This window comes from Shewanella atlantica (assembly GCF_003966265.1).
Classification (GTDB): domain Bacteria; phylum Pseudomonadota; class Gammaproteobacteria; order Enterobacterales; family Shewanellaceae; genus Shewanella; species Shewanella atlantica.
The window spans coordinates 124,654-149,867 of sequence record NZ_RXNV01000002.1; the positions used below are offsets into that span (position 1 = coordinate 124,654).

15 protein-coding genes and 1 tRNA gene are annotated in these 25,214 nt (G+C 43.3%); 13 read left to right on the forward strand and 3 right to left on the reverse strand.

Translation table 11 applies throughout. The features are described 5' to 3' along the window. Position 1 precedes the first annotated feature (1 nt). The 10 genes from EKG39_RS05835 to rmf all read left to right on the forward strand — a co-directional run bounded on the left by EKG39_RS05835 (position 2) and on the right by rmf (position 17,489). Positions 2–1,027 (forward strand): beta propeller repeat protein, encoded by a 1,026-nt coding sequence (locus tag EKG39_RS05835; protein WP_126504823.1) that lies wholly within the window; start codon positions 2–4, stop codon positions 1,025–1,027. Positions 1,028–1,043: 16 nt separating this feature from the next. After that, positions 1,044–3,362, forward strand: a complete 2,319-nt coding sequence (locus tag EKG39_RS05840; protein ID WP_126504824.1) for an efflux RND transporter permease subunit — start codon at positions 1,044–1,046, stop codon at positions 3,360–3,362. Between the two features lie 265 nt (positions 3,363–3,627). Beyond that, entirely contained in the window at positions 3,628–8,472 is a 4,845-nt protein-coding gene (locus EKG39_RS05845; RefSeq protein ID WP_126504825.1) for an NAD-glutamate dehydrogenase, read from the forward strand. A gap of 59 nt (positions 8,473–8,531) precedes the next feature. After that, complete coding sequence (gene pyrD, locus EKG39_RS05850) at positions 8,532–9,551, forward strand: quinone-dependent dihydroorotate dehydrogenase (protein ID WP_126504826.1); 1,020 nt, start codon at positions 8,532–8,534, stop codon at positions 9,549–9,551. 164 nt (positions 9,552–9,715) lie between these two features. Next, the gene (locus EKG39_RS05855) at positions 9,716–10,249 is read left to right on the forward strand and encodes a cell division protein ZapC (protein WP_126504827.1); all 534 of its coding nucleotides are present in this window, start codon (positions 9,716–9,718) and stop codon (positions 10,247–10,249) included. Between the two features lie 713 nt (positions 10,250–10,962). Next, positions 10,963–13,098: a bifunctional 23S rRNA (guanine(2069)-N(7))-methyltransferase RlmK/23S rRNA (guanine(2445)-N(2))-methyltransferase RlmL gene (gene rlmKL / locus EKG39_RS05860; RefSeq protein ID WP_126504828.1), complete on the forward strand. Its 2,136-nt coding sequence runs from the start codon at positions 10,963–10,965 to the stop codon at positions 13,096–13,098. Next, positions 13,088–13,327 (forward strand): glutaredoxin family protein, encoded by a 240-nt coding sequence (locus tag EKG39_RS05865; RefSeq protein ID WP_126504829.1) that lies wholly within the window; start codon positions 13,088–13,090, stop codon positions 13,325–13,327. The genes rlmKL and EKG39_RS05865 overlap by 11 nt, the downstream gene beginning before the upstream one ends. A 1-nt stretch (position 13,328) precedes the next feature. Next, the gene (locus EKG39_RS05870) at positions 13,329–15,248 is read left to right on the forward strand and encodes an ABC transporter ATP-binding protein (protein WP_126504830.1); all 1,920 of its coding nucleotides are present in this window, start codon (positions 13,329–13,331) and stop codon (positions 15,246–15,248) included. Between the two features lie 28 nt (positions 15,249–15,276). Beyond that, a complete protein-coding gene (locus EKG39_RS05875) occupies positions 15,277–17,136 on the forward strand; it encodes a DUF3466 family protein (RefSeq protein ID WP_126504831.1) in 1,860 nt (619 codons plus the stop codon). Between the two features lie 176 nt (positions 17,137–17,312). Continuing rightward, positions 17,313–17,489, forward strand: a complete 177-nt coding sequence (rmf, locus tag EKG39_RS05880) for a ribosome modulation factor (protein ID WP_012142811.1) — start codon at positions 17,313–17,315, stop codon at positions 17,487–17,489. Between the two features lie 79 nt (positions 17,490–17,568). Here rmf and fabA read toward each other — a convergent pair whose 3' ends face one another. Then, the gene (gene fabA / locus EKG39_RS05885) at positions 17,569–18,084 is read right to left on the reverse strand and encodes a bifunctional 3-hydroxydecanoyl-ACP dehydratase/trans-2-decenoyl-ACP isomerase (protein ID WP_126504832.1); all 516 of its coding nucleotides are present in this window, start codon (positions 18,082–18,084) and stop codon (positions 17,569–17,571) included. Positions 18,085–18,153: 69 nt separating this feature from the next. Further along, positions 18,154–19,896: a S16 family serine protease gene (locus tag EKG39_RS05890; RefSeq protein WP_126504833.1), complete on the reverse strand. Its 1,743-nt coding sequence runs from the start codon at positions 19,894–19,896 to the stop codon at positions 18,154–18,156. A gap of 224 nt (positions 19,897–20,120) precedes the next feature. Between EKG39_RS05890 and EKG39_RS05895 the strand changes: the two genes are divergently transcribed. The 3 genes from EKG39_RS05895 to EKG39_RS05905 all read left to right on the forward strand — a co-directional run bounded on the left by EKG39_RS05895 (position 20,121) and on the right by EKG39_RS05905 (position 24,075). Then, a tRNA-Ser gene (locus tag EKG39_RS05895) sits at positions 20,121–20,211 on the forward strand. A gap of 782 nt (positions 20,212–20,993) precedes the next feature. After that, positions 20,994–22,031: an alpha/beta hydrolase fold domain-containing protein gene (locus tag EKG39_RS05900; RefSeq protein WP_126504834.1), complete on the forward strand. Its 1,038-nt coding sequence runs from the start codon at positions 20,994–20,996 to the stop codon at positions 22,029–22,031. 253 nt (positions 22,032–22,284) lie between these two features. Next, positions 22,285–24,075 carry a mechanosensitive ion channel family protein gene (locus tag EKG39_RS05905; RefSeq protein WP_126504835.1) on the forward strand — a complete coding sequence of 597 codons (1,791 nt, stop codon included), beginning with the start codon at positions 22,285–22,287 and terminating at the stop codon, positions 24,073–24,075. Positions 24,076–24,113: 38 nt separating this feature from the next. On the opposite strand, the gene EKG39_RS05910 is transcribed toward EKG39_RS05905, so the two are convergent. Next, positions 24,114–25,046 (reverse strand): LysR family transcriptional regulator, encoded by a 933-nt coding sequence (locus tag EKG39_RS05910; RefSeq protein WP_126504836.1) that lies wholly within the window; start codon positions 25,044–25,046, stop codon positions 24,114–24,116. Between the last annotated feature and the right edge of the window lie 168 nt (positions 25,047–25,214).

The following is a 25,214-nucleotide window of genomic DNA, read 5'->3' on the forward strand; positions in this document are numbered from 1 at the left end:
TATGTTGTTTAGCATGCTTCGATTTGTTTCCGTTTGTTTAATCGCTGCTCTTTTTCTGTCATCTGTTGCCCATGCGAGCGATGCAAACAGTACAAGTAGTCAAATTCAGCCATTAGCCATCGAGTCAATCATCCTCGATATAGCGACCCAGGGCAGCACTACGGTTGCCGTTGGCGAGCGTGGACATGTTTTCATTTTTGATAGTGAAAAAGAGGGGGGGTGGACGCAAGTTGCAACACCGACAAATGCCCATCTCACTAAAGCCTTTTTTATCACCCCAAAACTCGGCTGGGCGGTTGGTCATGATGCAACCATTATCCATACCAGAGATGCCGGCCTGACCTGGCAGTTGCAGATGGGTTCACCTGAGATAGAAAAGCCTTTGATGGATGTTTTCTTTTTTGATGAATCAAATGGTGTAGCTGTAGGTGCTTACGGCTTGTTCTATAGAACATCTGATGGTGGTACAACATGGTTAAGCGAGTACCATGAAGAGTTATTGTTTGAGGAAGATATTAGCTACCTTGCCGAATTAAAAGCAGAAGATGAGGCGCTCTACCTAAGTGAACGCAGTGCTTTGCTGCCGCACTTTAACCGCATAAATGTACTCTCCAGCGGTCAGCTAATCATGGTCGGTGAACTTGGATTGGTTGCCGTTTCCGATAATCAAGGTAAGCAATGGACCAAAGTTGATTTCATCTATGAAGGTTCCCTGTTCAATACGATTCAACTCAATCAAACTATTTTTGTAATGGGACTTCGAGGTCACATTTTCCAGGCTGATCTTGATTTGGGCAGCTGGAAAGAGGTGATATTACCTGTCAAGTCTACGATTAACGGTGCTTTGCCGAACAATGATGGCGGGTTAATTTTAGTCGGTAATGCCGGTGTGATAATTGATGTACCCGTTGAGGGAAAGAGTAAGGTTATTCAACAGCGACAGGGAGAGAATCTCGTTGCGATTAATCAAGATCCACAGGGACATATTTGGGTGGCTGGAACAAAAGGCCTCTTCGAATTAAAATAATAATAGGATCGTTAAGATGTTAGATAAATTGGTTAATGGACTTGAATCCTATCTATTCAGGCATAGAGCATTTGTTATTCTTGTTTTTTTAGTCACGACAGTGTTCTTAGGCTTACAGGCAAGTAATCTAAAAATGGATGCTGCCTTTATTAAGAACATTCCGCTCAACCATACCTATATGCAGACTTACCTTAAGCACCAAAAACAGTTTGGTGGGGCTAATAGCATTATGGTTGCGGTTGAAGATACGAGTGGCGATATCTTTAACGAACGTTTCTTCGATGCGCTAAAGAATGTTCACGACCAGCTGTTTTTCATTCCAGGTGTCGACAGGGCTCAGGTTAAGTCTCTGTTTTCGCCATCGACGCGCTTTACTGAAGTTGTCGAAGATGGGTTTGCGGGAGGCCCGGTTATCCCGGCAGACTTCTCAACAACAGCTGCCGGACTCACCGTTGTAAGAAATAATATTGAAAAAGCGGGGATTGTAGGAAGACTCATTGCTGAAGATTATTCGGCGGCCATGGTGACGGCTCAATTGATGGATTTTGACCCTCAAACGGGTGAGCCATTGGACACTCTCGCATTCGCATCTCAGCTTGAAGAGGAGTTGCGTACTCAATATGAAAATGACGATATAAAAATTCATATTATTGGTTTTGCCAAGATGGCGGGTGATGTTGCCGATGGGGCTAAAGGGGTCGTACTGTTTTTCCTGATAGCGATCTTAGTAACCGCTGTCATGGTGTATCTATTTTCAAAATCTCTGGTACTGACATTTTTGCCTCTGGCTTGTAGCTTAATCGCCGTGATCTGGCAATTAGGGTTACTAACCGTGGTAGGGTTTGGTTTAGACCCTATGTCGATTTTGATCCCCTTCCTTGTCTTTGCTATCGGTGTGAGTCATAGCGTACAGATGATCAACGCAGTCAGACGTAGAGTGGCCGATGGCAAGTCTACTAAATCGGCTGCAGCCTCAGCGTTCAGGAGTTTGTTGATACCCGGTGGAATCGCGCTCTTGTCCGACACTGTTGGTTTCCTTACCTTGTTAGCTATCGATATTGGAATTATTCGGGAGTTGGCGATATCGGCTTCTTTAGGTGTCGGTGTCATCATTCTTACCAACTTGATTCTACTGCCTCTGGTTATCTCATATACCCAGGTTACGCCACCGAAAAGGTCTCACGACCCTTCTAATGATGGAATAAACCACATCTGGAAGAAGCTGTCGGCATTTGCAACGACTAAATATGCTATTTGGGTGTTGGTTATCACCACAGGCCTCTACGCGCTGGGTGCTCAACAAGCTAGCCTGATGAAAGTGGGCGATCTGCAAGGTGGCGCGCCTGCACTCCATTTTGACTCACGCTATAATCAGGATACTTTTTATATCACTGATAACTTCTCAATTACTACCGATGTTATGACAGTGATTGTAGAAGCCTTTCCTGAAGCTTGTACCTATCATTCAGTCTTAACGGAAATTGATGAATTTGAATGGCTGGTAGGTAATACACCAGGTGTTGAAGCGACCGCAAGCTTAGCGTCTGTTGCGAAACGCGTTAATGCCGGTTTCAATGAGGGTAATCCTAAGTGGCAGGTGCTGCCGCGCACGACGGCGAGTCTGGTGCAGGCGGTTGGCCGAGTTCCGACCACATCGGGTCTGCTCAATGGTGATTGTTCTGTCATGCCTGTTTATCTGTTCTTACAAGATCACAAGGCAGAAACCATTGAATTGGTCATCGATAAAGTTAAAACTCTGTCAGCTGAAATGGACTCGGAAAAACTCAAGTTTAAGCTGGCTTCAGGCCCTGTCGGTGTCATGGCGGCAACTAATGAGGCTGTGGCAGAAGCACAGCTACCTATGATGCTGTATGTGTATGGTGCGGTCTTTATCCTCTGTTTACTCAGCTTTAGATCACTACGGGCTACCGTATCTGTGGTACTGCCGCTTTATGTTGTGTCAACGTTAGCTCAGGCACTGATGACACTGCTTGATATCGGTTTGGCTGTAAGTACTCTGCCTGTTATCGCCTTAGGGGTTGGTATCGGTGTCGATTACGGCATCTATATTCTTTCTACTATGGCTGTGAGGCTCAGAGATGGCATGCCGGTACAGGAAGCGTATTATGAAGCGTTGGTTGAAAGGGGAAGCGCGGTTATATTCACAGGCCTTACATTAGCGATTGGCGTGAGCACCTGGTTCTTCTCGGCACTTAAGTTTCAAATGGATATGGGGATCCTGCTGACATTTATGTTTTTAGTGAATATGTTAGGAGCCATAATTATTTTACCTGCGATAGGGGCATTTTTCTGGCGAAAACCCAAAGCGTTATAGGGATAGAGGGAGCTTCGGCTCCCTTTTTTATTGCCGATATTTTGCATAGTTACGCTTGATTGCCGATTGTTTTTTCATCTTTAGTACAAAAATAGCGCTATTACTGGTTTCGCAGAGGATCTACCACTAAAATAACACTCGAAAAATGGCAAGTTTAGTAATAGACTTCCCGCATGACCTAGGTCACATTATCCGGACCGGTCATTTGTACAAGCATCCCAAAAATTATAAAAGCGCTGCCATAGACCCTTAAGGAAACAGCAACATGGCCTTGAAAGATGCAATGCCTTCAGTACTACTCGAAAATGTAGTTAATCTAATTCACTCTAAAGTTCCTCATACACAATCAAAACAAGTAGAGCAGCTTGCGGCTTGCCTTTATGCTCACATGTCCAAAGACGATCTCAATGCACGTAATGACAGTGATCTTTATGGTGCGGTTTTAAGTTTATGGAATTCGGCAAACGTCACCCCAAAGGGGGAGTCTCATATTCGGGTATTTAACCCTAGCCAGTCAAAGCATGGTTGGCAGTCGACTCACTCGATCATTGAAGTTATTCAGCCCGATATGCCTTTCTTAGTTGACTCTGTCGGTATGGCACTCAACCGAATTGGTATCACTGCCCACGCAATCTTGCATACTCCTCTCTCAATTAAAAGAACGAAAGGGATGATCACGCAGGTTCACTACGGCGATGAAGGTGGCGATAAACTTGAAAAGGTTGCCGTGTTCCTGATTGAAATTGATCGACAGAGCAGTGACAAAGATATCAAGCAGTTAGAGAAAGAAATTGAATCCGTATTGGGTGATGTTGCAGCGTCTGTAGGCGACTGGGACATGATGTCTGCCAAATTAGCAGAGACCATTAAAGAGCTTGATACTCGCCCGTATCCGGGTCATAAGAGTGAGCTTGAAGAAGCGACTAATTTCCTGAAGTATCTTAATGATCACCATTTTACCCTATTAGGTTACCGCAGATATGATCTACATAAGGTTGAAGGAGATTTAGAGCTTATTCCAGATTCTTCAACGAGTCTGGGACTGATGAATATTCCGGGTAAGCCAAAGCCTGAGACCGGATTACTCATCTCAAAGTTATCGGAAAGTGCGCGGAAAGAAGCGTTAGATAACAGCTTGCTGGTATTGACCAAAAGTAGTGAAAAGAGTCGTGTTCACCGTCCGGCCTATGTCGATTACGTTGGCGTTAAGCGTTTTGATGAAAAAGGCAACGTTATTGGTGAAGATAGATTCTTAGGCCTCTACGCTTCTCACCTCTATAATCGTAGCCCGCGTGAAATTCCGCTGTTAGCCGAAAAAATTCAGCGAGTGCTTGACCGCTCAGGTTTGACGCCGAGCTCTCATGACTATAAAGCCTTGATGCATATCCTGGAGACATTACCCCGTGATGAACTTATTCAGGGAAATGTTGAACAGCTCGCCCATGTCGCTCATGGTGTGCTGGAGATGCAAGATAGAGATAAGCTGAAATTGTTTGTACGCAAAGATGGTTTCGGTCGCTTCCTCTCTTGTTTGGTCTATGTCTCTAAAGACAGATATAACACTAAACTTCGTGAAGATACTCAGCGAATTCTGGGTCAGCACTTCAATAGTGACTCTGAAGTTGAATTTACAACATACTTTTCAGAATCAACGCTCGCGCGAACTCATTACATAGTGAAAGTCGATAATAATAATATGGATGTGGATGTGGCTGCCATCGAAAACAATTTAATTGAAGCTGCTCGCTCTTGGGAAGATAAACTCAATGATGCATTGAGTAGTGCACAGGGTGAAGAGTTAGGTAAGAGTCTTAGTAAGCGTTATATCAATGCCTTTCCTCGCAGTTATAAAGAGGATGTACTGCCAAGCTCTGCAGTTGTTGATATTCAGCATCTTGAATCTCTGGATGATGATTTGCAACTTGGGATGCTGTTCTATCAGCCACAAGAAACTGCACTTAACAACAGTAAAGTTCGTCTAAAGCTGTTCCATAAAGATGAGCCCATTCATCTGTCTGATGTGTTACCTATGCTGGAAAACTTCGGTCTAAGGGTGATCAATGAACGTCCTTATGAACTGAAGACGGCAGATGGCGCAACCTATTGGATCCTCGATTTCTTGATGACAGTGCAGGGCACCTCAACGCAGAATATCGCCGATAGTCAACTTAGGTTCCAAACTGCTCTATCTGAAGTGTGGAGAAAGAAACTTGAAGATGACGGCTTTAACCGATTAGTGTTGGCTACAGGCCTTGGTGGTAGAGAAGTCTCGGTTTTACGTGCCTATGCGAAGTATATGCGCCAGATCGATGCAACCTTCAGCCAAGCTTATATCGAGGAGACATTTACTCGCTACCCTCAGATAGCAGACTTTCTGGTTAAGATGTTTATTCGCAAGTTTAACCCGAAACTTAAGACACGCACGCTGAGTAAGTTTGTTGAACAGATCGATCTGCGTTTGGAAGATGTATCCAGTCTCGATGATGACAGAATCATTCGTCGCTATTTAGATCTTATCAATGCCACGCTGAGAACGAACTTCTATCAGGTTAGCGAAACGGGTGTAGAGAAAGCGTATCTTTCATTCAAATTTGCACCGGAAGAGATCCCTGAGATGCCTCGTCCTCTGCCTAAATTTGAGATTTTTGTCTATTCACCAAGAGTCGAGGGTGTACACCTACGTGGTGGTAAAGTCGCGCGTGGTGGACTTCGTTGGTCTGACCGTCGTGAAGATTTCCGTACTGAAGTATTGGGTCTTGTTAAAGCACAGCAAGTTAAAAATACCGTGATTGTACCGGTTGGTGCTAAAGGTGGTTTTGTTTGTAAGCAATTGCCGACAGAGGGAGGGCGTGAAGCCTTCTTTACCGAAGGTCAAGAGTGCTACCGCCTGTTTATTCGCGGTTTATTAGATATCTCAGACAATATTATCAATGGGGAAGTGGTGCCGCCTGCGAACGTTGTTCGTCATGACGAAGATGACCCTTACTTAGTTGTCGCGGCCGATAAAGGCACCGCAACCTTCTCTGATATCGCTAATAGTATCTCCGAGGAGTATAACTTCTGGTTGGGTGATGCCTTTGCTTCTGGTGGTAGTAATGGCTATGACCACAAGAAGATGGGGATCACGGCTCGAGGTGCCTGGGAGTCTGTTAAACGTCATTTCCGTGAGATAGGTATCGATTGCCAGACAACTGATTTTACCTGTTTGGCAGTGGGTGATATGGCCGGAGATGTATTCGGCAACGGTATGTTGTTATCTGAACATACTCGTTTGATCACAGCCTTTAACCATATGCATATCTTTATTGACCCTAATCCTGATGCTGCATCAAGTTATAAAGAGCGGGCGCGATTATTTGAACTCCCTCGTTCAAGTTGGGAGGACTACAACAAGGAGCTTATTTCTAAAGGCGGGGGTATATTCCTGCGCTCGGCTAAGAAGATCTCTTTGACACCAGAAATGAAGAAGATGCTGGAAACTAAGAAAGCATCGATGACACCAACTGAGTTGTTGAAAGAGCTTCTTAAGATGAAGGTCGATCTTATCTGGAATGGTGGTATCGGCACTTATGTTAAGGCGTCGGACGAAACTCATGCTGAAGTTGGAGACCGCGCCAATGATGCACTTCGTGTCAATGGTAATGAAGTTCAGGCGAGAATTATCGGTGAAGGCGGTAACTTAGGCTGTACTCAGCTTGGTCGTATCGAGTATGCCGGCAACGGCGGACGCATGAACACGGATTTCGTCGACAATGTTGGTGGCGTTGACTGTTCTGATAATGAGGTCAACATTAAAATCTTACTGAATGCATTAGTTGCTGACGGTGAGATGACGCTGAAACAGCGTAATCGCCTCTTAATTGAGATGACTGATGAAGTGGGACGCATTGTCCTACAAGACTGTAAGGATCAAACCAGAACCATTTCAGTAACTCAGGTTCGGGGTGCAGAACAACTAAAAGAGCAGATCCGTTTTATTCATTATCTTGAAAAAGACGGTAAGTTGGACAGAGGCCTGGAGTTCATACCGTCAGATGATGAACTTGCGGAGCGACTCGCTAATGGTAAAGCATTAACTCGTCCGGAGCTTTCTGTACTGGTTGCCTATTCGAAAATGGTGTTAAAAGAGCAATTGATAACGCCGGAAATTACCGATGACCCTTTCCTGAGTCAGCTGCTGATCGCCTATTTCCCACAACAGTTACAAGAGAAGTACAGCGACCGTATGGTAGCTCATCCCCTGCGTGCGGAAATTATTGCCACATCACTCGCTAATGAGCTTGTGAATGATTTGGGCCTTAATTTTGTTCAACGTATGCAAGATGAGACCGGTGCCTCAGTAGCTGAAGCTGCTATTTGTTATACTATGGCACGTGAAGTGTTTGGTTTATATGATTTAACCAAAGAGATCACTGCATTAAATGGAGTTATTCCTGCGGTTGTTCAGGGGGAGATGTTACATCAGATCCGCCGTAATATTCGTCGTGCTTGTCGTTGGTTCCTACGCCACCGCAATCGCAGCCAGACTATTGAACAAACTGTAGCGTTTTATGCTCCTGTATTCGCTGACTTAAAGGCGAATGTGCACAATTATATGGTCGAAGATGAGGTGAATGCTATACGTTCAGAAATTGCCGCTTTAGTTAAAGAGGGCGTTACTGAAGACGTTGCGACTCATGTTGTTAATATGAGTACCTTATTCTCTGCACTGGATATATCACAAATTGCTGAACTTGAAGACAAGTCAGTTGCCTTGGTTGCTGAGACGTACTTCAAGTTAGGTGCAAGAGTTGAGTTACACTGGTTCTTAGATCAGATTAGTGCTCAGCCGGTAGCGAATCATTGGCAAGCGCTCGCAAGAGCGGCCTTTAGAGAAGAGTTAGACTGGCAGCAACGTTCATTGAGTTCAGTCGTACTTCGTGCCTGTACAGATACCTGTGATGCAGAAGCCATTATCACGCAGTGGATCGACTCCAATGAGGGCTTGTTGGAGAGATGGTTCCACATGCTTGCAGACTTTAAGACTTCGCAGATCCATGAGTTTGCAAAGTTCTCGGTCGCATTACGTGAACTAAACCTTTTGATACTTCATTGTGAAGGTCAAAAGTAAACAATAATAATTAAATAGCCCTGGCAAATGCCGGGGCTTTTTTCGGTCTAGGAGAAAACATGTTTTACAAAATCGCTCAAAAAGTCATGTTTCAGATGGATCCTGAGAAGGCGCATCATTTTGCTATAGCAAGTCTTAAGGCAACAGCGAATACACCTTTAGATTGTTTTTATGCGCAAAAGTTTACTCAAGCCCCTGTTGAGTTTATGGGAGTGACTTTTCCTAACCCTGTTGGTTTGGCTGCGGGGATGGATAAAGATGGCGAGTGCATAGATGGCTTTCATGCGATGGGATTTGGTCATATTGAAGTAGGAACTGTCACCCCCAGACCACAACCGGGTAATGACCTGCCACGTTTGTTTCGATTAAAGCCCGCAAAAGCGATTATCAATAGAATGGGTTTTAACAACAAGGGTGTTGATAATCTGGTTGCTAATTTGAAAGCTGCGAAGTCTGGTGCCTTGGTTGGCGTTAATATTGGTAAGAACAAAGACACGCCAGTAGAGCAGGGTAAAGAGGATTATCTTATCTGTATGGAGAAGGTTTATGAATATTCGGCATATATTGCTGTCAATATCTCATCTCCTAATACTCCGGGACTCCGTAGTTTACAATATGGTGATCTGCTCGATGATCTATTGGGATCATTAAAAGCTAAACAGAAAGATCTTGCTGAGAAACATGGTAAGTATGTTCCGATCGCTCTTAAAATAGCGCCTGATCTGTCATCAGAAGAGATTGAGAAAATCGCTGATTCACTGATCAGAAATCAATTTGACGGTGCTATAGCAACGAACACTACTCTCAGTCGCGATGGTGTCAGCGGTTTAATGAACTCCAATGAAGCGGGTGGATTAAGTGGTAAGCCATTAAATTCATTATCTACAGCGGTGATTAAACAGTTAGCTGATTGCTTAAAAGGTGAGATACCGATCATTGGTGTAGGTGGAATTAATACCGCTTCAGATGCTTTAGATAAACTGGATGCCGGTGCACAAATGGTGCAAATATATTCAGGATTTATCTATCAGGGACCTAAATTAATCCAAGATATTGTTGAGGCTTATAGGGCTAGATAAAAAATAGATCCTTTCAGGATCTATTTTTGATCGCGCGATCGTAATTAGATCGCGCATGATCAATATAACATATTGTTATTCAACTCATATTTTGAAAATATATTTTGATATTGGATAAAATATCATCTATTATCGAGCTGTACTTTATATTATGGGTAAACGTTATGTTATTAATGCCAAAAAGGGATTGGCAATGGATATATAACGATACGTATGGTTTTTTAAGCGTTTCGTTAGGTTCAGATATGGAGTTTCTGACCCCTTATAAATCTAAAGCTTTAATACCCGATGCCCAATCGGAATTAGAGTTCAGTGTCGAACACGCTAAATTTTATATTGAGTTTGTTGAAAGACTCTCTAAGTCAATAAGTGTATCTGATGCAACCAAGGTGCAATTAGCACTTAATGCTACTGCGGCACACTTCTTATTGAAGCCTCAGATGCCTAAATCTTGGTTCTTCGATACGAGTAACATGTGTGTCTATAGCGAATTAGCTAAAGTTTTTCAGCTAAGATGTCAGGGTGTGAACGCACAGGTTCTGGTGGTTGAAACGAATATTCAAGCATCACTCGTTATGCTCTTATCAAATGAACTTTCCCTAAATGGTACTAAGTCATTAATGCAATTTGAGTGCATCAAAGTCATGAATGACAGACTGCACCCATTAAATACCAAGCGACATATTGTTGCTGCTTAATTGAACAATGCCTGTGTCGCATGCTCTTTCTCTGGCTATCTTAGTGATAGCCTGGGTCTGATTTAACGCTTCCTTTCTCCCCGATGTATTTATCCTTATAAACCAGCCATAGAAAGTCCCGAGTGGATCTTAAACTTATTTAGCAGCTAAATTCTACGTTCAAAAAAAGATAAATTATAAGTGGGAATAAATAGTCACAAGTCTGCTGAACTATATGGTATTTGTTGGATTGTGAATAAGTACGGATGGGTTACAAATAAAGAAGGTAAGTAACTGGACAAGTTTTAAAAAACAAAGCTAAGGACTCTGGTCTTAGATTGAAATTTAGTTACGGGAGCTGGAAGACTTGTTATAAAAACAGGGCAACGACCTTCGTCACTCCTCTTCGAAAGAGGTATAAAGTGTTGAGTCGAGTCGTTTTTAATCTGCCTTATCCCAAATCCGCTATCACTTTTAAGACTCTTGCTTGATTCGATAATCTCAAAGCTGTGGTCCTCAAAGCAGGGCGAGCTGAAGTGGCAAGGTTTACCCATTGCAAGTCACATTTGCGATATCTTGATTGAACGGTTATTAATGAAGCGAAACGCATCGTCAATGTACAAACCTGCATGATCTGAGTGGATTTTTGACCCACTTTGCCAATAACTTTTTATCATTTATCTCATCTTCGGGGTATAATGTCTGATTAATTTTTAAAGTGTACCCATTTATCGATGTTAAATTTCTTTGCTGCGGCTCCCAGGGGCTATGAATATGCGTTATCACTTGAGCTTGCAGACCTCGGTGCTTCTGAAATAAAAGAGAGTGTTGCAGGTGTTTATTTTTCGGCCTCGCTGGAATTAGGATACCGGATAACGCTATGGTCACGGTTAGCGAGTCGTATTATTGTCGTTATCCATAAAGGTCCGTGTGAATCCCCTGAGCAACTATATAATGCGGCTTACGGTATCGATTGGCAGATGGAGTTCAACCATCGCAGCACATTCAGCATCGATTTTCATGGAATGGGTGGCTTTATCAATAACACCATGTTTGGTGCACTTAAGATTAAAGATGCCATCGTTGACCGTTTTCGTGACGATGATTGCCCGAGACCTGATGTGGCCCGTGTCGATGCAGATTTTCGAATCGATGCTCACTACCGTCGTGGACAGATCACTATCGGTTTGAATTTCTCTGGCCCTGCGCTCCATAAACGTGGCTACCGTTCAACAACGGGTGAGGCACCATTAAAAGAGAACTTGGCTGCGAACATGTTGGTTCGTAGTGGTTGGCAAAAGAACCCGGTTACCCTGATGGATCCCTTCTGCGGTAGCGGTACGATATTGATTGAAGCCGCAATGATAGCTTGTGATATGGCTCCCGGACTTCATCGTGAGCGCTTTGGTTTTGAACATTGGCACAGACATAATGACAAAGTATGGCAAGGTTTGTTAGATGAAGCCAAAGCAAGGGCGTCAATAGGCAAAACACGTTGTACGACTAAATTTTATGGCTCTGATATAGACTCACGTCTCGTTGCTCTGGCAAAACGTAATGCCGAAAATGCCGGCGTATTGGATCTGATTGAGTTTGACGTTTCAAATGCACTGAATGTTAAAGTGCCCGCCGAATCAGGTTATCTCATCAGTAACCCACCTTATGGTGAACGCTTAGGTAACGTCACATCCCTGTTACAGCTCTATTATCAGTTAGGTGATAAGTTAAAGGCTGAATTTGGTGGCTGGAACCTGGCGTTTTTAAACAGTGATGCTGAACTCTTATCTGCATTGAAGTTGAAAGCTGACAAGCAGATGAAGATGAATAACGGTGCTCTTGAATGTGCATTTAATCTTTACACCGTTCATGCAGAAAATACCCGCCGCGTAGACCCTGGAAAAATCAATAGAGATGGTGATGTCAGTGACATTGCCGTGCCTTTTGCTAACCGGGTTAAAAAGAATTATAAGCAATTACAAAAGTGGGCCAGAAAAGAAGGTGTCGATAGCTACCGTATTTATGATGCCGATCTACCTGACTATAAAGTAGCCATCGATAAATATCTGGATTACGTTGTGATCCAAGAATATACCGCCCCGGTAGATATTCCTGAGTCTGTAACTAAACGTCGTCTTACAGATGTGTTGATAACCCTACCTAGTGCTATTGGTATCGATCCCGACCATATTATTTTAAAAACCCGTGAGCGTCAGAAGGGCACTAATCAATATGAGAAGATCCAAGCAAACAAACTTGAGCTGATCACCACTGAATACGGCGCTAAATTTAAGCTCAATCTCAAAGAATATCTAGATACGGGACTTTTCCTCGATCATCGCCTTACGCGTAAGCTCGTTGGGCAAAAATCTAAAGATCGAGATGTACTGAATTTATTTGCTTATACCGGAACTGCATCTGTACATGCGGCATTGGGTGGGGCGAAATCGGTTAAAACTGTTGATATGTCAAATACCTACACCAATTGGGCCAAAGAAAACTTTGCCTTAAATGGGTTGAATGATGATAAATATCAGTTCGTTCAAGCTAATTGCATGCAGTGGATCAAAACCACTCATGATAAATTTGACCTTATTTTTATCGACCCTCCAACGTTTTCGAATTCAAAGCGTATGGAAGATTCTTTTGATGTTCTACGTGACCATGTTGCATTGTTATCGAGTTTAATTAAGCTGTTGAATCCTAATGGCGAGATTATTTTCTCTAACAATAAACGTAAGTTTAAAATGGAGATCGAAGCGTTAGAGGCATTGAACTTTACCGTAAAAAATATCGATAATCAGACATTACCTTTGGATTTCAAACGAAACCCACAAATCCATAATACCTGGTTGTTGACCCATGCCGGGTAAGCCATTTCAGTATATCTTGTTTCATACAGATGCCTGTCATCTGTGTGAACTTGCTGCACAGTTACTCGATCTCACTTCCCTTGAGTATGAGAAGCATGATATTTGCGATGACGATGTCCTTGCCGAACAATATGGGATCCGTATACCTGTATTAAAACGCACAGATACTGATAAAGAGCTAAATTGGCCATTTGATATGGACAAGTTACAAGAATTTTTAGGAGCGTAAGTTGAGTCTAGTTCGTATTAATAGTGGTTCACTAGCCTATGGCTACACACCATTATTGCAAAAAGCCGATTTTACCATCGAACCCGGCGAGCGAGTGTGTATCGTTGGTCGTAACGGTGCGGGCAAGTCGAGTCTGATGAAAGTTCTCAGTGGTGATGTGCATCTTGACGAAGGCGAATTTAATATCGCAACCGATGTTAAAGTGAGTCGCCTGCAGCAAGACCCCCCTAAAGCCGAGAAGGGCTCAGTGTATTCATACATTTCAGCCGGACTTCAGGAAGTCGGGGAGAAGCTGGAACGTTACCATCAATTAGCCCATGATGTCGGGAGCGCTGAACCAGATCAGATGGAGCGCATGCTTAAGCAGATGGAGCGTTTGCAAGGGGATATCGATCACCTCAATGGTTGGCAGCTGGATAATCGTATTAATCAAAACTGTGAGTTGTTAGGTTTAGATCCTGATGGTGCCTTGTGTGAACTTTCCGGCGGATGGCAGCGTAAAGTGGCATTAGCGCGTGCATTGGTCAGCGATCCCGATTTATTGCTGCTCGATGAGCCTACCAACCATCTGGATATCGATACGATCGAGTGGCTTGAACAATTCCTGCTCAGTTATAAGGGCGCTATCGTGTTTGTGAGTCATGACCGTGGCTTTATTCAACGTATGGCGACACGAATTGTCGATTTAGACCGTGGCGTGGTGACCTCTTGGCCTGGAAATTATCAGACGTACCTGGATGGTAAGGCCGAGTGGTTAAGAGTCGAGGCCGAGCAGAATGCCCATTTCGATAAGAAGTTGGCCGAAGAAGAGACCTGGATAAGACAAGGCGTTAAAGCTCGTCGAACGCGAAATGAAGGGCGGGTACGTGCACTCAAAGCATTACGAGTCGAGCGTATGGCACGACTTAACCGCCAAGGCGGCGCTAAGATGGCCGTCGCCGATACCGATCGCTCTGGTAAGTTAGTATTCGATATTGAGAATCTGAATTACAATCTTCCCGAAAAGAACCTGGTCAAGAATTTCACTACCGCAGTCATGCGCGGTGACCGTATTGCGCTGATTGGGCCTAATGGTTGTGGTAAGTCTACATTAGTAAAGCTTCTCATTGGCCAGTTAGAAGCTCAGTCTGGTAGTGTTAAAGTTGGTACAAAACTCGAAATTGCCTATTTCGACCAGTATCGCGAAGCTCTCGATCCTGAGAAGACAGTGGAAGAAAATGTCGGGGAAGGGAAGAAGACGATAACCATTAATGGTCAAGACCGTCACATTCTGAGTTATCTGCAGGATTTCTTGTTTTCACCAATGAGAGCAAGAACACCGGTGAAAGCACTCTCTGGTGGTGAAAAGAACAGGCTACTGTTAGCGCGTCTACTGCTAAAACCTGCCAATCTAATTATTCTCGATGAGCCTACGAACGACCTTGATATCGAGACCTTAGAGTTGTTAGAGTCACTACTTACCGAATATCCTGGCACCTTACTTATCGTCAGTCACGATAGAGCCTTTATCGATAATACTGTGACCAGTAGTTGGTGGTTCACGGGGAACGGTGGTTGGGCTGAATATGTTGGTGGTTACCAAGATGCCGTGTCTCAGGGAGCAAAGTTTTATTCTGAGGAACCTCAAGAGACAAAGAGTGTCCAACCTGTCGAGGTTGAGGTAAAAGAGGTTAAAACCCCGGTAAAAGCTAAAGTTGAAAAGAAGCTGTCGTATAAATTACAGCGTGAGCTCGAAGCGTTGCCAGCCACTATGGAGCAGTTGGAGCAAGAAGTTGAAGCTTTACAGGAAAAGATTAGTGCGCCAGAGTTTTATGCTCAGGATCAAGAGAAAATTAGCCTTCAACTCGAGTTGCTAGCCAATAAAGAGCAAGAGTTGGAAGTTTGCTTTGAGCGATGGGAAGAACTTGAGTCGCTCAAGTAAGACTAAAATAATAATGGGAATAGCGTTAATGAAGTTTAAACTGGATAAAGCCCTTTCATTAGTTGCCGTAGGCGTAATTGGTGTTCTTCAGGGCGCTCATGCTGCGCCAGTCTATGAAATTAAGAATATTGAAGATTTCGATCTCAATGGCACGCTGGAAAGTACTCGTAACGGATACGGTATGGCAGTCAATGCCGATAACAAGTCTGTTGGTGTTTCAAAGGGTAAGAAGAAGCTCGATACGTCAGAAGATGATGACGGCGTTATTGATATCGAAGATGGTATCGCCGATGCTGAGAAGATCACCTATTCGATCGATGAACCGATTAAAGCGAACAACTTCACTTTTACCTCTGATGAGAATGGCGCATCAGGCGCCTGGATCCCCACGTTTGATAGCGTGAATGGTACTACGCCGCCAAAAGATACCGATCCTGATGTTCCTGAATCAATTAATTCTGTCGATGTTAATTACTTCGACATGAATGACGCCGGAGTAAAAATTGGTTCCATGACATCTCCTGAGCAGAAAGTTGAATATACAGGTGATACAGAGGGACAGGATTACTGGTATTACCGTGAATTTGAAGAGCGTGGTTTTGCTAAAACTGCCAGCGGTAGCGAAATTGAACTTCTACCGCCATTAACTGAATATGTAAAAGACAGTGATACGGTCAATGTCGGTGGGTATTCCGTGGCCACGGCCATTAATGCTACAAGTCTAATCACTGGTTATGCTGGTACAGAACTCTCAAAAACAACCAAAGATAAGTTAGACGCCTGTATTTCCAGTGATAAATACCCGATAGATGTGTGTGTTCAGGATGAGCAATACCCTGATACCAACGGTTTCACTTACTTCCAGTACCAAGTACGTGCCTATCTATGGCAATTGGGCGCCGATGATGCAGTGACTGAGAGTATTGAGCTACCTTTAGGGTTGGAATCAACTTCCGATACTGTGTTTTCAGCACAGGGACTGGGTGTGAATGCACAAGGCGTGGTTGCTGGTCGTTCGCACGTCTACCGCAGAGACGATAAAGACAAACTCGCGTATGATTCTGCCTACTGGACTAAGAACGGTGACGGTAACTATGAGTACCACTGGATCCCAATGATTGATGATAGATTCAGTTCTATCGCCTATGACATCAATGACAGTGGCATACTGGTTGGTAGTTATCAGCAGTATCTGGAAGGTTATATCAGAGATAAGTTTTTCTATTTCGATACCAATAATCCTGATAGTGAAATTGTTACCCCAAATGATTTTTATAACACGACTTCAGATCTGAGCAGTAAAGCTAAAGACATCAACAATAAAGGTCAGGTTGTTGGTTATATCGAGACTACTCATGATAAAGAGAAGCCGCGTCCGAAAGAGGGTTTCCTGTTTGACAAGGCGACAAGCGAGTTTAGTAATTTAAATAAATTGCTAACCTGTGAGTCTAAAGGTTTTGTTAAAAACTCCGATGGTAACTGGGTACGAAACAAGATAGAGGTTCAGGACGGCACCGGAGTGACACTGGCCTATAGCAGTGACATTAAGGTGATGGAAGCTAACAGTATCAATGAAGATGGAACGATTGTCGGCACGGCCTTCATACGTAAACCACTATATAAGTTCGACGAAGATGGAAACCTGGTTATCGGTGAGAATGGTTTACCGGTATTCGAAGTTAATGGTTATGGCGATCCTTTAACCTCTTACCTGCCGCGTATGGTTGTGCTACAGCCTGATGGAGCCGAAGCTGATGAAGCTTGGCTTGCAGCCAATAACTGTGTAGATGACAATGGTGACCCTGAAGATTATGAGCGTAAAGGCGCTGCGAGTTTTGCATGGTTATTCGCTTTACCACTACTTTGGTTTCGCCGCAGGTTCAAGTAGAACATAATCCTTAAAAAGTCGAGGCATAAGCCTCGATTTTTTTTGTCCAAAAAACTCAATAGCTTAAATAATAACCGCAAAATTTGATGAAATTTTGATTGATCTTGAACTCAAAAACCTCTATTCATATTAAGTGAAGCTATTGCTTCTTTGTATGTAAAACAGAGGATGCTTGCATGAAGAGACAAAAAAGAGATCGTTTAGATAGAGCTTTTTCGAAAGGATTTCAGGCTGGAGTTGGCGGCCGCTCAAAGGAGAACTGTCCTTATTCGACACTTGACTCTAAGTCACAATGGTTGGGGGGTTGGCGTGAAGGAGTAGATGGCCGGCTTACTGGCTTATTTAATAAATAACGCAGCATTTTTGCCCTCCGGTCTCATCATACATAGTTAAATGAGTTAAGAGGGCATTTTTATGGACGAAAGAAAGTCCTTAGAATGAGGATGTGTCGGTGAATATACCCACCTTTAGATCTTTTGCACTGTAGATCTCACGCCCGTCAACTTCCATCGTTGCATCAGCAATACCCATTACCAACTTTCGGTATACTTTACGCTTAATGGTCAGCTTATAGGTTACTTTTTTCGCGTCAGGTAGTACCTGGCCTGTAAACTTAACTTCACCTACGCCTAATGCCCGTCCTTTGCCTTCAGCACCTTCCCAGCCCAAAAAGAAACCAACCAGTTGCCATAACGCATCTAAACCCAGACAACCAGGCATTACAGGATCACCTGAAAAGTGGCAGCCGAAAAACCATAGGTCAGGGTTAATATCAAGCTCTGCTACAATTTCGCCCTTACCGAATTCACCGCCATCAGCATTAATTTTGGTGATCCTATCCATCATCAACATGTTGTCTATAGGCAAACGTGGAGAGTTTTTACCGAATAACTCACCATGGCCGCAGGCTATTAGGTCTTTTTTATTGAAACTGTTAGCTTTACTCATCGATATACTTCACTTTAGCAATTTTTAGAGTTCAAGATTAGCGAACACGTGTAAGCTAAACAACTCCGATCAGCTGGAAAAGCTTAATTTTTCGACTAGCTTCGCAAAAAAACTTTTCTCTTCGTCCTGATAACCTGCTAATCCGGCTAGACGGCCCTGAACTAATCCATACAGCGAATCTTCCGGGAAGTTATTATCTTTATCTGCAATACCCGCGTCGATATTCATTAATCGTTCGACTGCTTGATCGATATGTTCAATTTCATACAGGTGAAACTCACCCGCAGTAACGGCTTCAATCAGTTGTAGGCTAAGGTTAAGTTGTTGAGTATTCGATTTAGGGATTATGACACCTTGGCTACCGGTTAAGCCACGACGTGAACATAGATTGAAGAAGCCTTCAATTTTCTCGTTAACCCCACCGATGGCTTGCACGTTTCCAAATTGGTCGAGTGCTCCGGTTACCGCGATGCCTTGATCGATAGGCTTTTCTGTAATGGCAGAGATCAGGCTGCAATACTCAGCAAGCGAAGCACTGTCGCCATCAATCTCTTGATAGGATTGCTCAAAGACGATGTTTGAATTCAAATGCAGAGGAGCATCTTTACCGAAGATCCTGTAGAGGCAAGAAGAGAGGATCATCATCCCTTTCGCATGAATATTGCCACCGAGTTCAGACTTTCTTTCGATGTCGGCAACCTCACCATCACCATAATGGACTGAAGCTGTGATCCTTGCCGGTTCACCATAGCTATACTCGACAGTATCGAGCACAGTAAGCCCGTTTATTTGACCAACTATAAACTTATCCGTGGGTAAGTTTATAAACTTATCATCGAAATTTTGAGCCGATAACATTTCAGAAGCATTATGCCTGCTCTGATGCTTTTTTAATGCATGAATAATGGAGTCATCAGTGAGCTCCTCTTGGCCGGAATAAGCTTTAGCCTGAGCTAACAGGTGTCCAATTTGCGATGATAACAGAGACAGTCTCTGCTGATGGTCAGCTAAGCGGGCACTGTATGAGAATAGCGGCACAAGGGCCGATTGAGACAGTGTAACACCTACACCCGTAGCAACGGCTAATAACCACGACGCATAATCGTCTTCACTATGGGTGCCTAAATCAAACTCGTTGACCATCTCTCCGAGTAACGGGAAATGTAATGGAAACTGTGGTTCTTCAACCCAGCAGACACTGAATTGTGTACTTGAGCCGACTAGCACCACTTTACAATTGAGAGGAAGGGCAGGGAGGCTGGAATGAACATGGTACTGCCTATGGGTCAGTATTTCTAAAAGAAGATCCCATAACCCCTCACGTTTCCAGAGTGATTCGGCGCAAATAAACAGATAATGACATTGCGCGAGCGCACCTGGAATATATTGAGTCTTACTATTGCCTGTTTCTTTATTGGTATGAGTGAGTCTGCCGACTAGATCTGTGCGCTTAATGCTACCGGAAAGGTACTGATAGGATTGACTCTTGGTTGAGAAAATATCCCCAAGTGCGGCTGAGTCATCTTTCTTCCATTGAAAGGTTAGCTGTTTATTATCTATCGCTTTATGCAAATATTGGTCTGCTTGAACACCCAAGTTAAGCGCCAGTGATTTGATGAACTCACACCTGTCTATTCCCGGCAAGTCGGCAAGGTACATATGCTGATTTGGTGTTTTTGTCAGTAGCTCAAATGCATCGATGACCCTTTCCTGACCTAATAATAAACCTTGTTTATTCAGTTCAATTTCAGAGAGTGTTGGAATTTTATGATGGGGTGACAATGCAGAAACTGGGATGACATGTGGATTCATATAGCAAGTGCTACTTAATAATAAACAGATTAACAATAAGCTGATATTAGCACATCTTGATCATAGCCCACATCCTATTTGGTCTATTAGTGATTTTCCGCGCAGATGTTTCTCGTCTCTTACATCAAGAATTAAACAATTTGGATAGAAGCTGGTCGCTTGAAGCCTTAAACAGAAATAATGGTTTACATCAAACTTGGATACTTATAATATCCATCTCGTTCGGAGAGATGGCAGAGTGGTCGAATGCACCGGTCTTGAAAACCGGCATGGGTTTGTAGCCCATCTAGGGTTCAAATCCCTATCTCTCCGCCACATTCAGATTAAGGGCTACTCTAAAGAGTAGCCCTTTTTCGTTTAAGCGGAGCTGGGAATTGAACCCAGGGTTCCTATTGTTTAAAGCTCGCTATCTCTGCATCATATTTAAGACGAAAGGCTCATCAGAAATGATGAGCCTTTTTTCGTATTAAAAGGAGTTGAACCCTAGGGTTCCTATTGTTTAAAGGCCGCTATCTCGCAGCCATATTCAGATTAAGGGCCACTCGGAAGAGTGGCCCTTTTTCGTATCTGAGATTCTTTAATTGAACCCTGGGTTCCTAATGTTTAAAGAATGCTATCTCTGCGCCCCTATCTGTTATCAAGAGCCAGACGAAAGGCTCATCAGAAATGCTGGTGCTTTTTCGTATCTGAGATTCTTTAATTGAACCCTGAGTAGATTAAGTGAGGCTGAACTCATGGTGAAGCGAATTTTTCTATGCCATTGAAAGCTTTCTTTCGCAGACTGCCATATAGCAAATGGTGTGGTTATAGGAAGGGAGAGCTGCGTTAACTAATTAAGCGCATTACTAGAACAACGAAAATGATTAAGTAACCAGTAAAGACCATGCTTGCAGCTAGCTACTTCATAATAAATCCTTATTGCCTCTAGTCTATTTATTTCATTGTGGCGCTATATTGGAAACAAATTAGGGAAATTCAATGCCGTGGCCTATCGTTCAATATTGAATTTCTCTAATTCATCGCTCGATCCATCTCATGAGTGAATAATGACTTCAGTTAAGCCACAACGGCATAGAGAAGCCACAACTGGAGTTACAATGAAAACAAAACTACGCACTATTGTTCCGGCATTGCTTTTAGGTCTGTCTAGCTCGGCGGTATTCGCCAACATCACACTGGAAGAGCGAACGATACCTTCTCCAACGGGAGTCTCTTCAGAGTTCGCCGCATTGCTAGAAGATAGAAGTATTCCACCGCTACTTCCAGTACCGTCAACGAATGATGAGTGGATTGCTCTACAGGCTCAATTTGATATTCCGGGAATTGAAATTTCGAAACAGGCAGCGCAAAGACTGGAAGTAGAATACGAATCACAGAATTTTGCAGGCGTAGACACCTTCTTTGTGACCCCCAAAAGGGTTGCAGCAGAGTATGCGGATAAGTGGTTAGTGCATATTCATGGCGGTGCATTTGTGTTCGGTGGTGGGGAGTCAGCACTGCGAGAAGCAATCTGGGTTGCCAATGGTCTTGGAGCTAAGGTGATTTCAATTGACTACCGTCAGCCACCATTGCATCCGTTCCCAGCCGCGATTGATGATGCCGTTGCTGTTTGGAAAGAGTTAACTAAGACACAATCACCGGAATCGACCGCGATATTTGGTACCTCTGCTGGTGGCAATCTAACCCTTGCTACAACGCTGAAGTTACAAGAGATGGGCTTACCAACACCTGGTGCTCTGTTTGTTGGGACGCCTGCTGTCGATCTTAAAGAAACGTCAGATTCATGGCATACACTTAAAGGGCTCGATCCCTTGGGGCAACGTGAAGGGTTAATCCAAGGTGCATTTAACTTGTATGCGAATGGAAAGCCGCTTGACAACCCACTTGTCTCCCCTATCTATGCTGAGATTGAATCCTTTCCACCAACGGTTTTCATTTCTGGCACAAGAGATCTGTTGTTGAGTGACACAGTACGTATGCACCGGTTACTTCGAAGTGCTGACGTAGAGTCTGAACTTCATATCTATGATGGCCAGTCTCATGGCGATTATACAAATGGACTCATTATCGATATGCCTGAATCAAAGGATGCTTTAAAGGAGTTAGGGGCATTTTTTGATAAACACATTAACTAACCTGTGAGCACATGGATGTGACTTCATTCTTTGAAGGGGACGATGAAAACTATCGAGTCACAATTTCCATGTTTTCGACGTTACTGGAAGTAAATGTTCATGATTTTGGCCACTAAACATTCTCTGAACATGTATTTTTAAGCATTCACCATAAAGCTGAATATATCGAAACATCAAGGGTATAGTCTAGAGTGACTACTTCCAAATGCATTGAAAATATGTCATTCCCGAATAGATCAAGGTGCACATAAGCATGTTAACTCGTTTAATCTACTCATTTCTTATTTTGATACTTGTTGTTTTTAGTGGGCTAGGGCGTGCGAATGATTCGCTCATCTTGGCCGACACATCAAGCCCTGCTCGAACGTTATCGAGCTTTATGTCCGCATCTGATGTGTTGATAAGTCATTGGCAAGACGAAAACCTGCATCAATTGCAGGCACAAAACGCTTATTCGCAAGCAATAAGAACTATGGATTTATCACTTGTACCAAATAGAAGCCGTAAGGTTGTGGTGATGGAAAGGATTATACTTTTGCGGGAAATCTTAGACAGAATTGATCTAGATGTGCTGATGAGAGCGCCCGATATTGAGGAGATTCAAGAAAGAGAGCTGCGCCATTGGCGATTTGCCAACACAGACATAGCCCTCGCTCTACAATCATACGGTGATAAAACAGACCAGTTCCTTTTTTCTTCGACGACTATTCAAATGCTTCCAAGGTGGTACCGCACAATGGAGCCATTTAAGTATTCAGGAGAAGCGCGTGTCGACTACTATCAAGAGTTTTTGACGAGCCCTGGTCCGTTGTTTTCCAAGCAATTTATTCAGTCATTACCAGAGAGATTTAACCAGCTTCATGGTCCATTACCCTTATGGCAATGGATTGCATTGGCTATGGTGATTTCCGTATGTAAAATTCTGATCTCTTTGAGCTTTAAACTTGGTAAACGCTGGAATGAGCGTTGGGAAAACCGAGGGTTGAAATGGCGGATAGGGCAGTTACTCGCCTTAATCGGTGTTGTGTTCTTGCTGTTAATTGCCAGACGCCTGATTGATGATGGGATCTGGGTTACTGGTAGTGTGTACCAATTCTTGTCTACTTCATTCCTTTTGGCACAGTTCTTCTTTGTCTCTTGGTTTATATTGGCAATCTTCAATTATTTTGCTGAAATCTACGTATTTAAAAAGCATAAAGGCAAACATGTTGAATCGTCGCTGATTACCGTCCTATCTAGAATCTTTGGCGGTCTAACCATCGCTATTCTAGGGATCTATGTCATCGAATTTATGGGGTTTTCAATATCTCCGATATTGGCCGGTCTTGGTGTGGGTGGCTTGGCCGTTGCGCTCGCCATTCGTCCTGTGTTGGAAAATGTGATTAATGGACTCACTTTATATGCAGACGGTGGTATCAAAATCGGGGAGTTATGTCGATATGGCTCAAAGCTTGGAACAATTGAAAGTATAGGGTTGCGTTCTACACGTATTAGAACGCTGGAACGCTCGCTTATCACGATTCCTAATTCTGAGTTTGCCAATATGGAAATCGATAATTTGGAGCGGCGTGACAAACGGAGAATGGAACACATCCTTCGATTACGGCCTGAGGTGACCTTAGATCAATTGAGAGTGTTGATCGTCAATATTCGTCGCCTATTGATACAGCACCCGATGTTCGAAGAGGATCCTGTTCGTGTCAGGCTCGTGGGGATGGGGGATTACTCGATTAATCTGAGCATGATGGGTTATATAAGCTGTCGTGATAACGAAGAGTTTATGGCTGTTCAAGAGGATGTTTTATTCTCGGCACTTGCTCAAGTGGAGAGTGTTGGTGCAAAAACGGCCTACTCAACTGAGTACCAGTTTGTTGATCGGCATACAAACGAAAATCTGGAACAGAAATTGAGAGCTGCTCAAGCCGTTGCTCAGTGGCATGAAAAGCAAGCTTTCCCTTTCCCCGATTTTAGCTACGAATACAAATATGAAATGAAAGATACCATTATGTATCCAGCAAAAACGTCAGCAGTTCGTCAGAGGTAATATACTTAAAACCTAAAAGAAGTAGCCTACTTAGTAGGTTACTTCTCTTCAGGCTGGATAACACTATCAAAAAAACTCTGCATTGTTTGGTGTAATAACTGATTAAGGGGGAAGCCTCGTTTGGATTGTAGATAACCCCCGTCCACTCCAATTTGACGCATCTCTTTAGGCAAAGTAGGAAGTGGATAACAACTTAATTCCGGCTCATGCTCAGTCATAAAACTACCGCCAAATGTGAAAGCGTCAGAGCTTTTGAGCTTACTGGTTAATACCGTCAAGCTGTGCGTCGAAAGCACAACATTGGCCTTGTATCCCTTTGCTATATATACCTCCTCTACAGGAGCACGTTTGGTATTGATACCATCAATGAGTATCCGGGTTATAGGTAGGTGGTGTATCTCTTCCCAGTTACTATTATTCATTAATACTGGGTGATCCTTACGCGCAACCAGGCATAGTTTTATCTCACTCAGCTTATGTTGGTAGATATCTTGCGGTAGTGGGAAGCCTGAGAGCTGCAACATATAATCTATCTGTCCATTAAGCATCTCGGCTAGGCTTTTATCTTGCCAGTAGACCATCTTGAAGTTGGCATGAGGTAACTCTCTTTTCAACGCATGGAATACTCCATCTCCAAATAATTCGAGAAGGAATATATTCATTGCGATCGTGATCTCCCCTTTAAAGGTTTGCGGATCAAAATCTTGGTAAGACTGTATCACCTTGGCTATTGGCGTATACATTTCATCAGCAGCTTCAGCTAGCTTTTCAGCCAACTCTGAAGGCTCTACTCCGTGCGCTTTGCGAATAAATAGCTGGTCGCCAAACGTTTCTCTTAACTTAGCCATACCTCTACTCACACTGGTTTGTGAGATACCTAGTTTGTCTGCAGCAGCATGTGTGTTGCGAGTTTCAACAACAGCTTTTAATAGCTTGAGTAGATTTAAGTCTAGGTCTTGCAGTTCTTTCATCGGCTACCTCTACTAGTACTTTGTATAAGCTTTACTTAAGAATAAGGGAATCTCACGTATGTTCAATAGTATCAGAACGATATACACATAATAAACTTAAAGGGATGTCAGGGGCTCACCAAGATGAGTATAGGGGTTAGGAGTATTTCGTTGTCTAGTGAAATCTAA

What these genes read in the sequence shown, in the direction of transcription:
- EKG39_RS05835 (WP_126504823.1), top strand. Translation starts at nt 2, where the DNA reads ATGTTGTTTAGCATGCTTCGATTTGTTTCCGTTTGTTTAATCGCTGCT.
- EKG39_RS05840 (WP_126504824.1), top strand. Translation starts at nt 1,044, where the DNA reads ATGTTAGATAAATTGGTTAATGGACTTGAATCCTATCTATTCAGGCAT.
- EKG39_RS05845 (WP_126504825.1), top strand. Translation starts at nt 3,628, where the DNA reads ATGGCCTTGAAAGATGCAATGCCTTCAGTACTACTCGAAAATGTAGTT.
- pyrD (WP_126504826.1), top strand. Translation starts at nt 8,532, where the DNA reads ATGTTTTACAAAATCGCTCAAAAAGTCATGTTTCAGATGGATCCTGAG.
- EKG39_RS05855 (WP_126504827.1), top strand. Translation starts at nt 9,716, where the DNA reads ATGTTATTAATGCCAAAAAGGGATTGGCAATGGATATATAACGATACG.
- rlmKL (WP_126504828.1), top strand. Translation starts at nt 10,963, where the DNA reads ATGTTAAATTTCTTTGCTGCGGCTCCCAGGGGCTATGAATATGCGTTA.
- EKG39_RS05865 (WP_126504829.1), top strand. Translation starts at nt 13,088, where the DNA reads ATGCCGGGTAAGCCATTTCAGTATATCTTGTTTCATACAGATGCCTGT.
- EKG39_RS05875 (WP_126504831.1), top strand. Translation starts at nt 15,277, where the DNA reads ATGAAGTTTAAACTGGATAAAGCCCTTTCATTAGTTGCCGTAGGCGTA.
- rmf (WP_012142811.1), top strand. Translation starts at nt 17,313, where the DNA reads ATGAAGAGACAAAAAAGAGATCGTTTAGATAGAGCTTTTTCGAAAGGA.
- fabA (WP_126504832.1), bottom strand. Translation starts at nt 18,084, where the DNA reads ATGAGTAAAGCTAACAGTTTCAATAAAAAAGACCTAATAGCCTGCGGC.
- EKG39_RS05890 (WP_126504833.1), bottom strand. Translation starts at nt 19,896, where the DNA reads ATGAATCCACATGTCATCCCAGTTTCTGCATTGTCACCCCATCATAAA.
- EKG39_RS05900 (WP_126504834.1), top strand. Translation starts at nt 20,994, where the DNA reads ATGAAAACAAAACTACGCACTATTGTTCCGGCATTGCTTTTAGGTCTG.
- EKG39_RS05905 (WP_126504835.1), top strand. Translation starts at nt 22,285, where the DNA reads ATGTTAACTCGTTTAATCTACTCATTTCTTATTTTGATACTTGTTGTT.
- EKG39_RS05910 (WP_126504836.1), bottom strand. Translation starts at nt 25,046, where the DNA reads ATGAAAGAACTGCAAGACCTAGACTTAAATCTACTCAAGCTATTAAAA.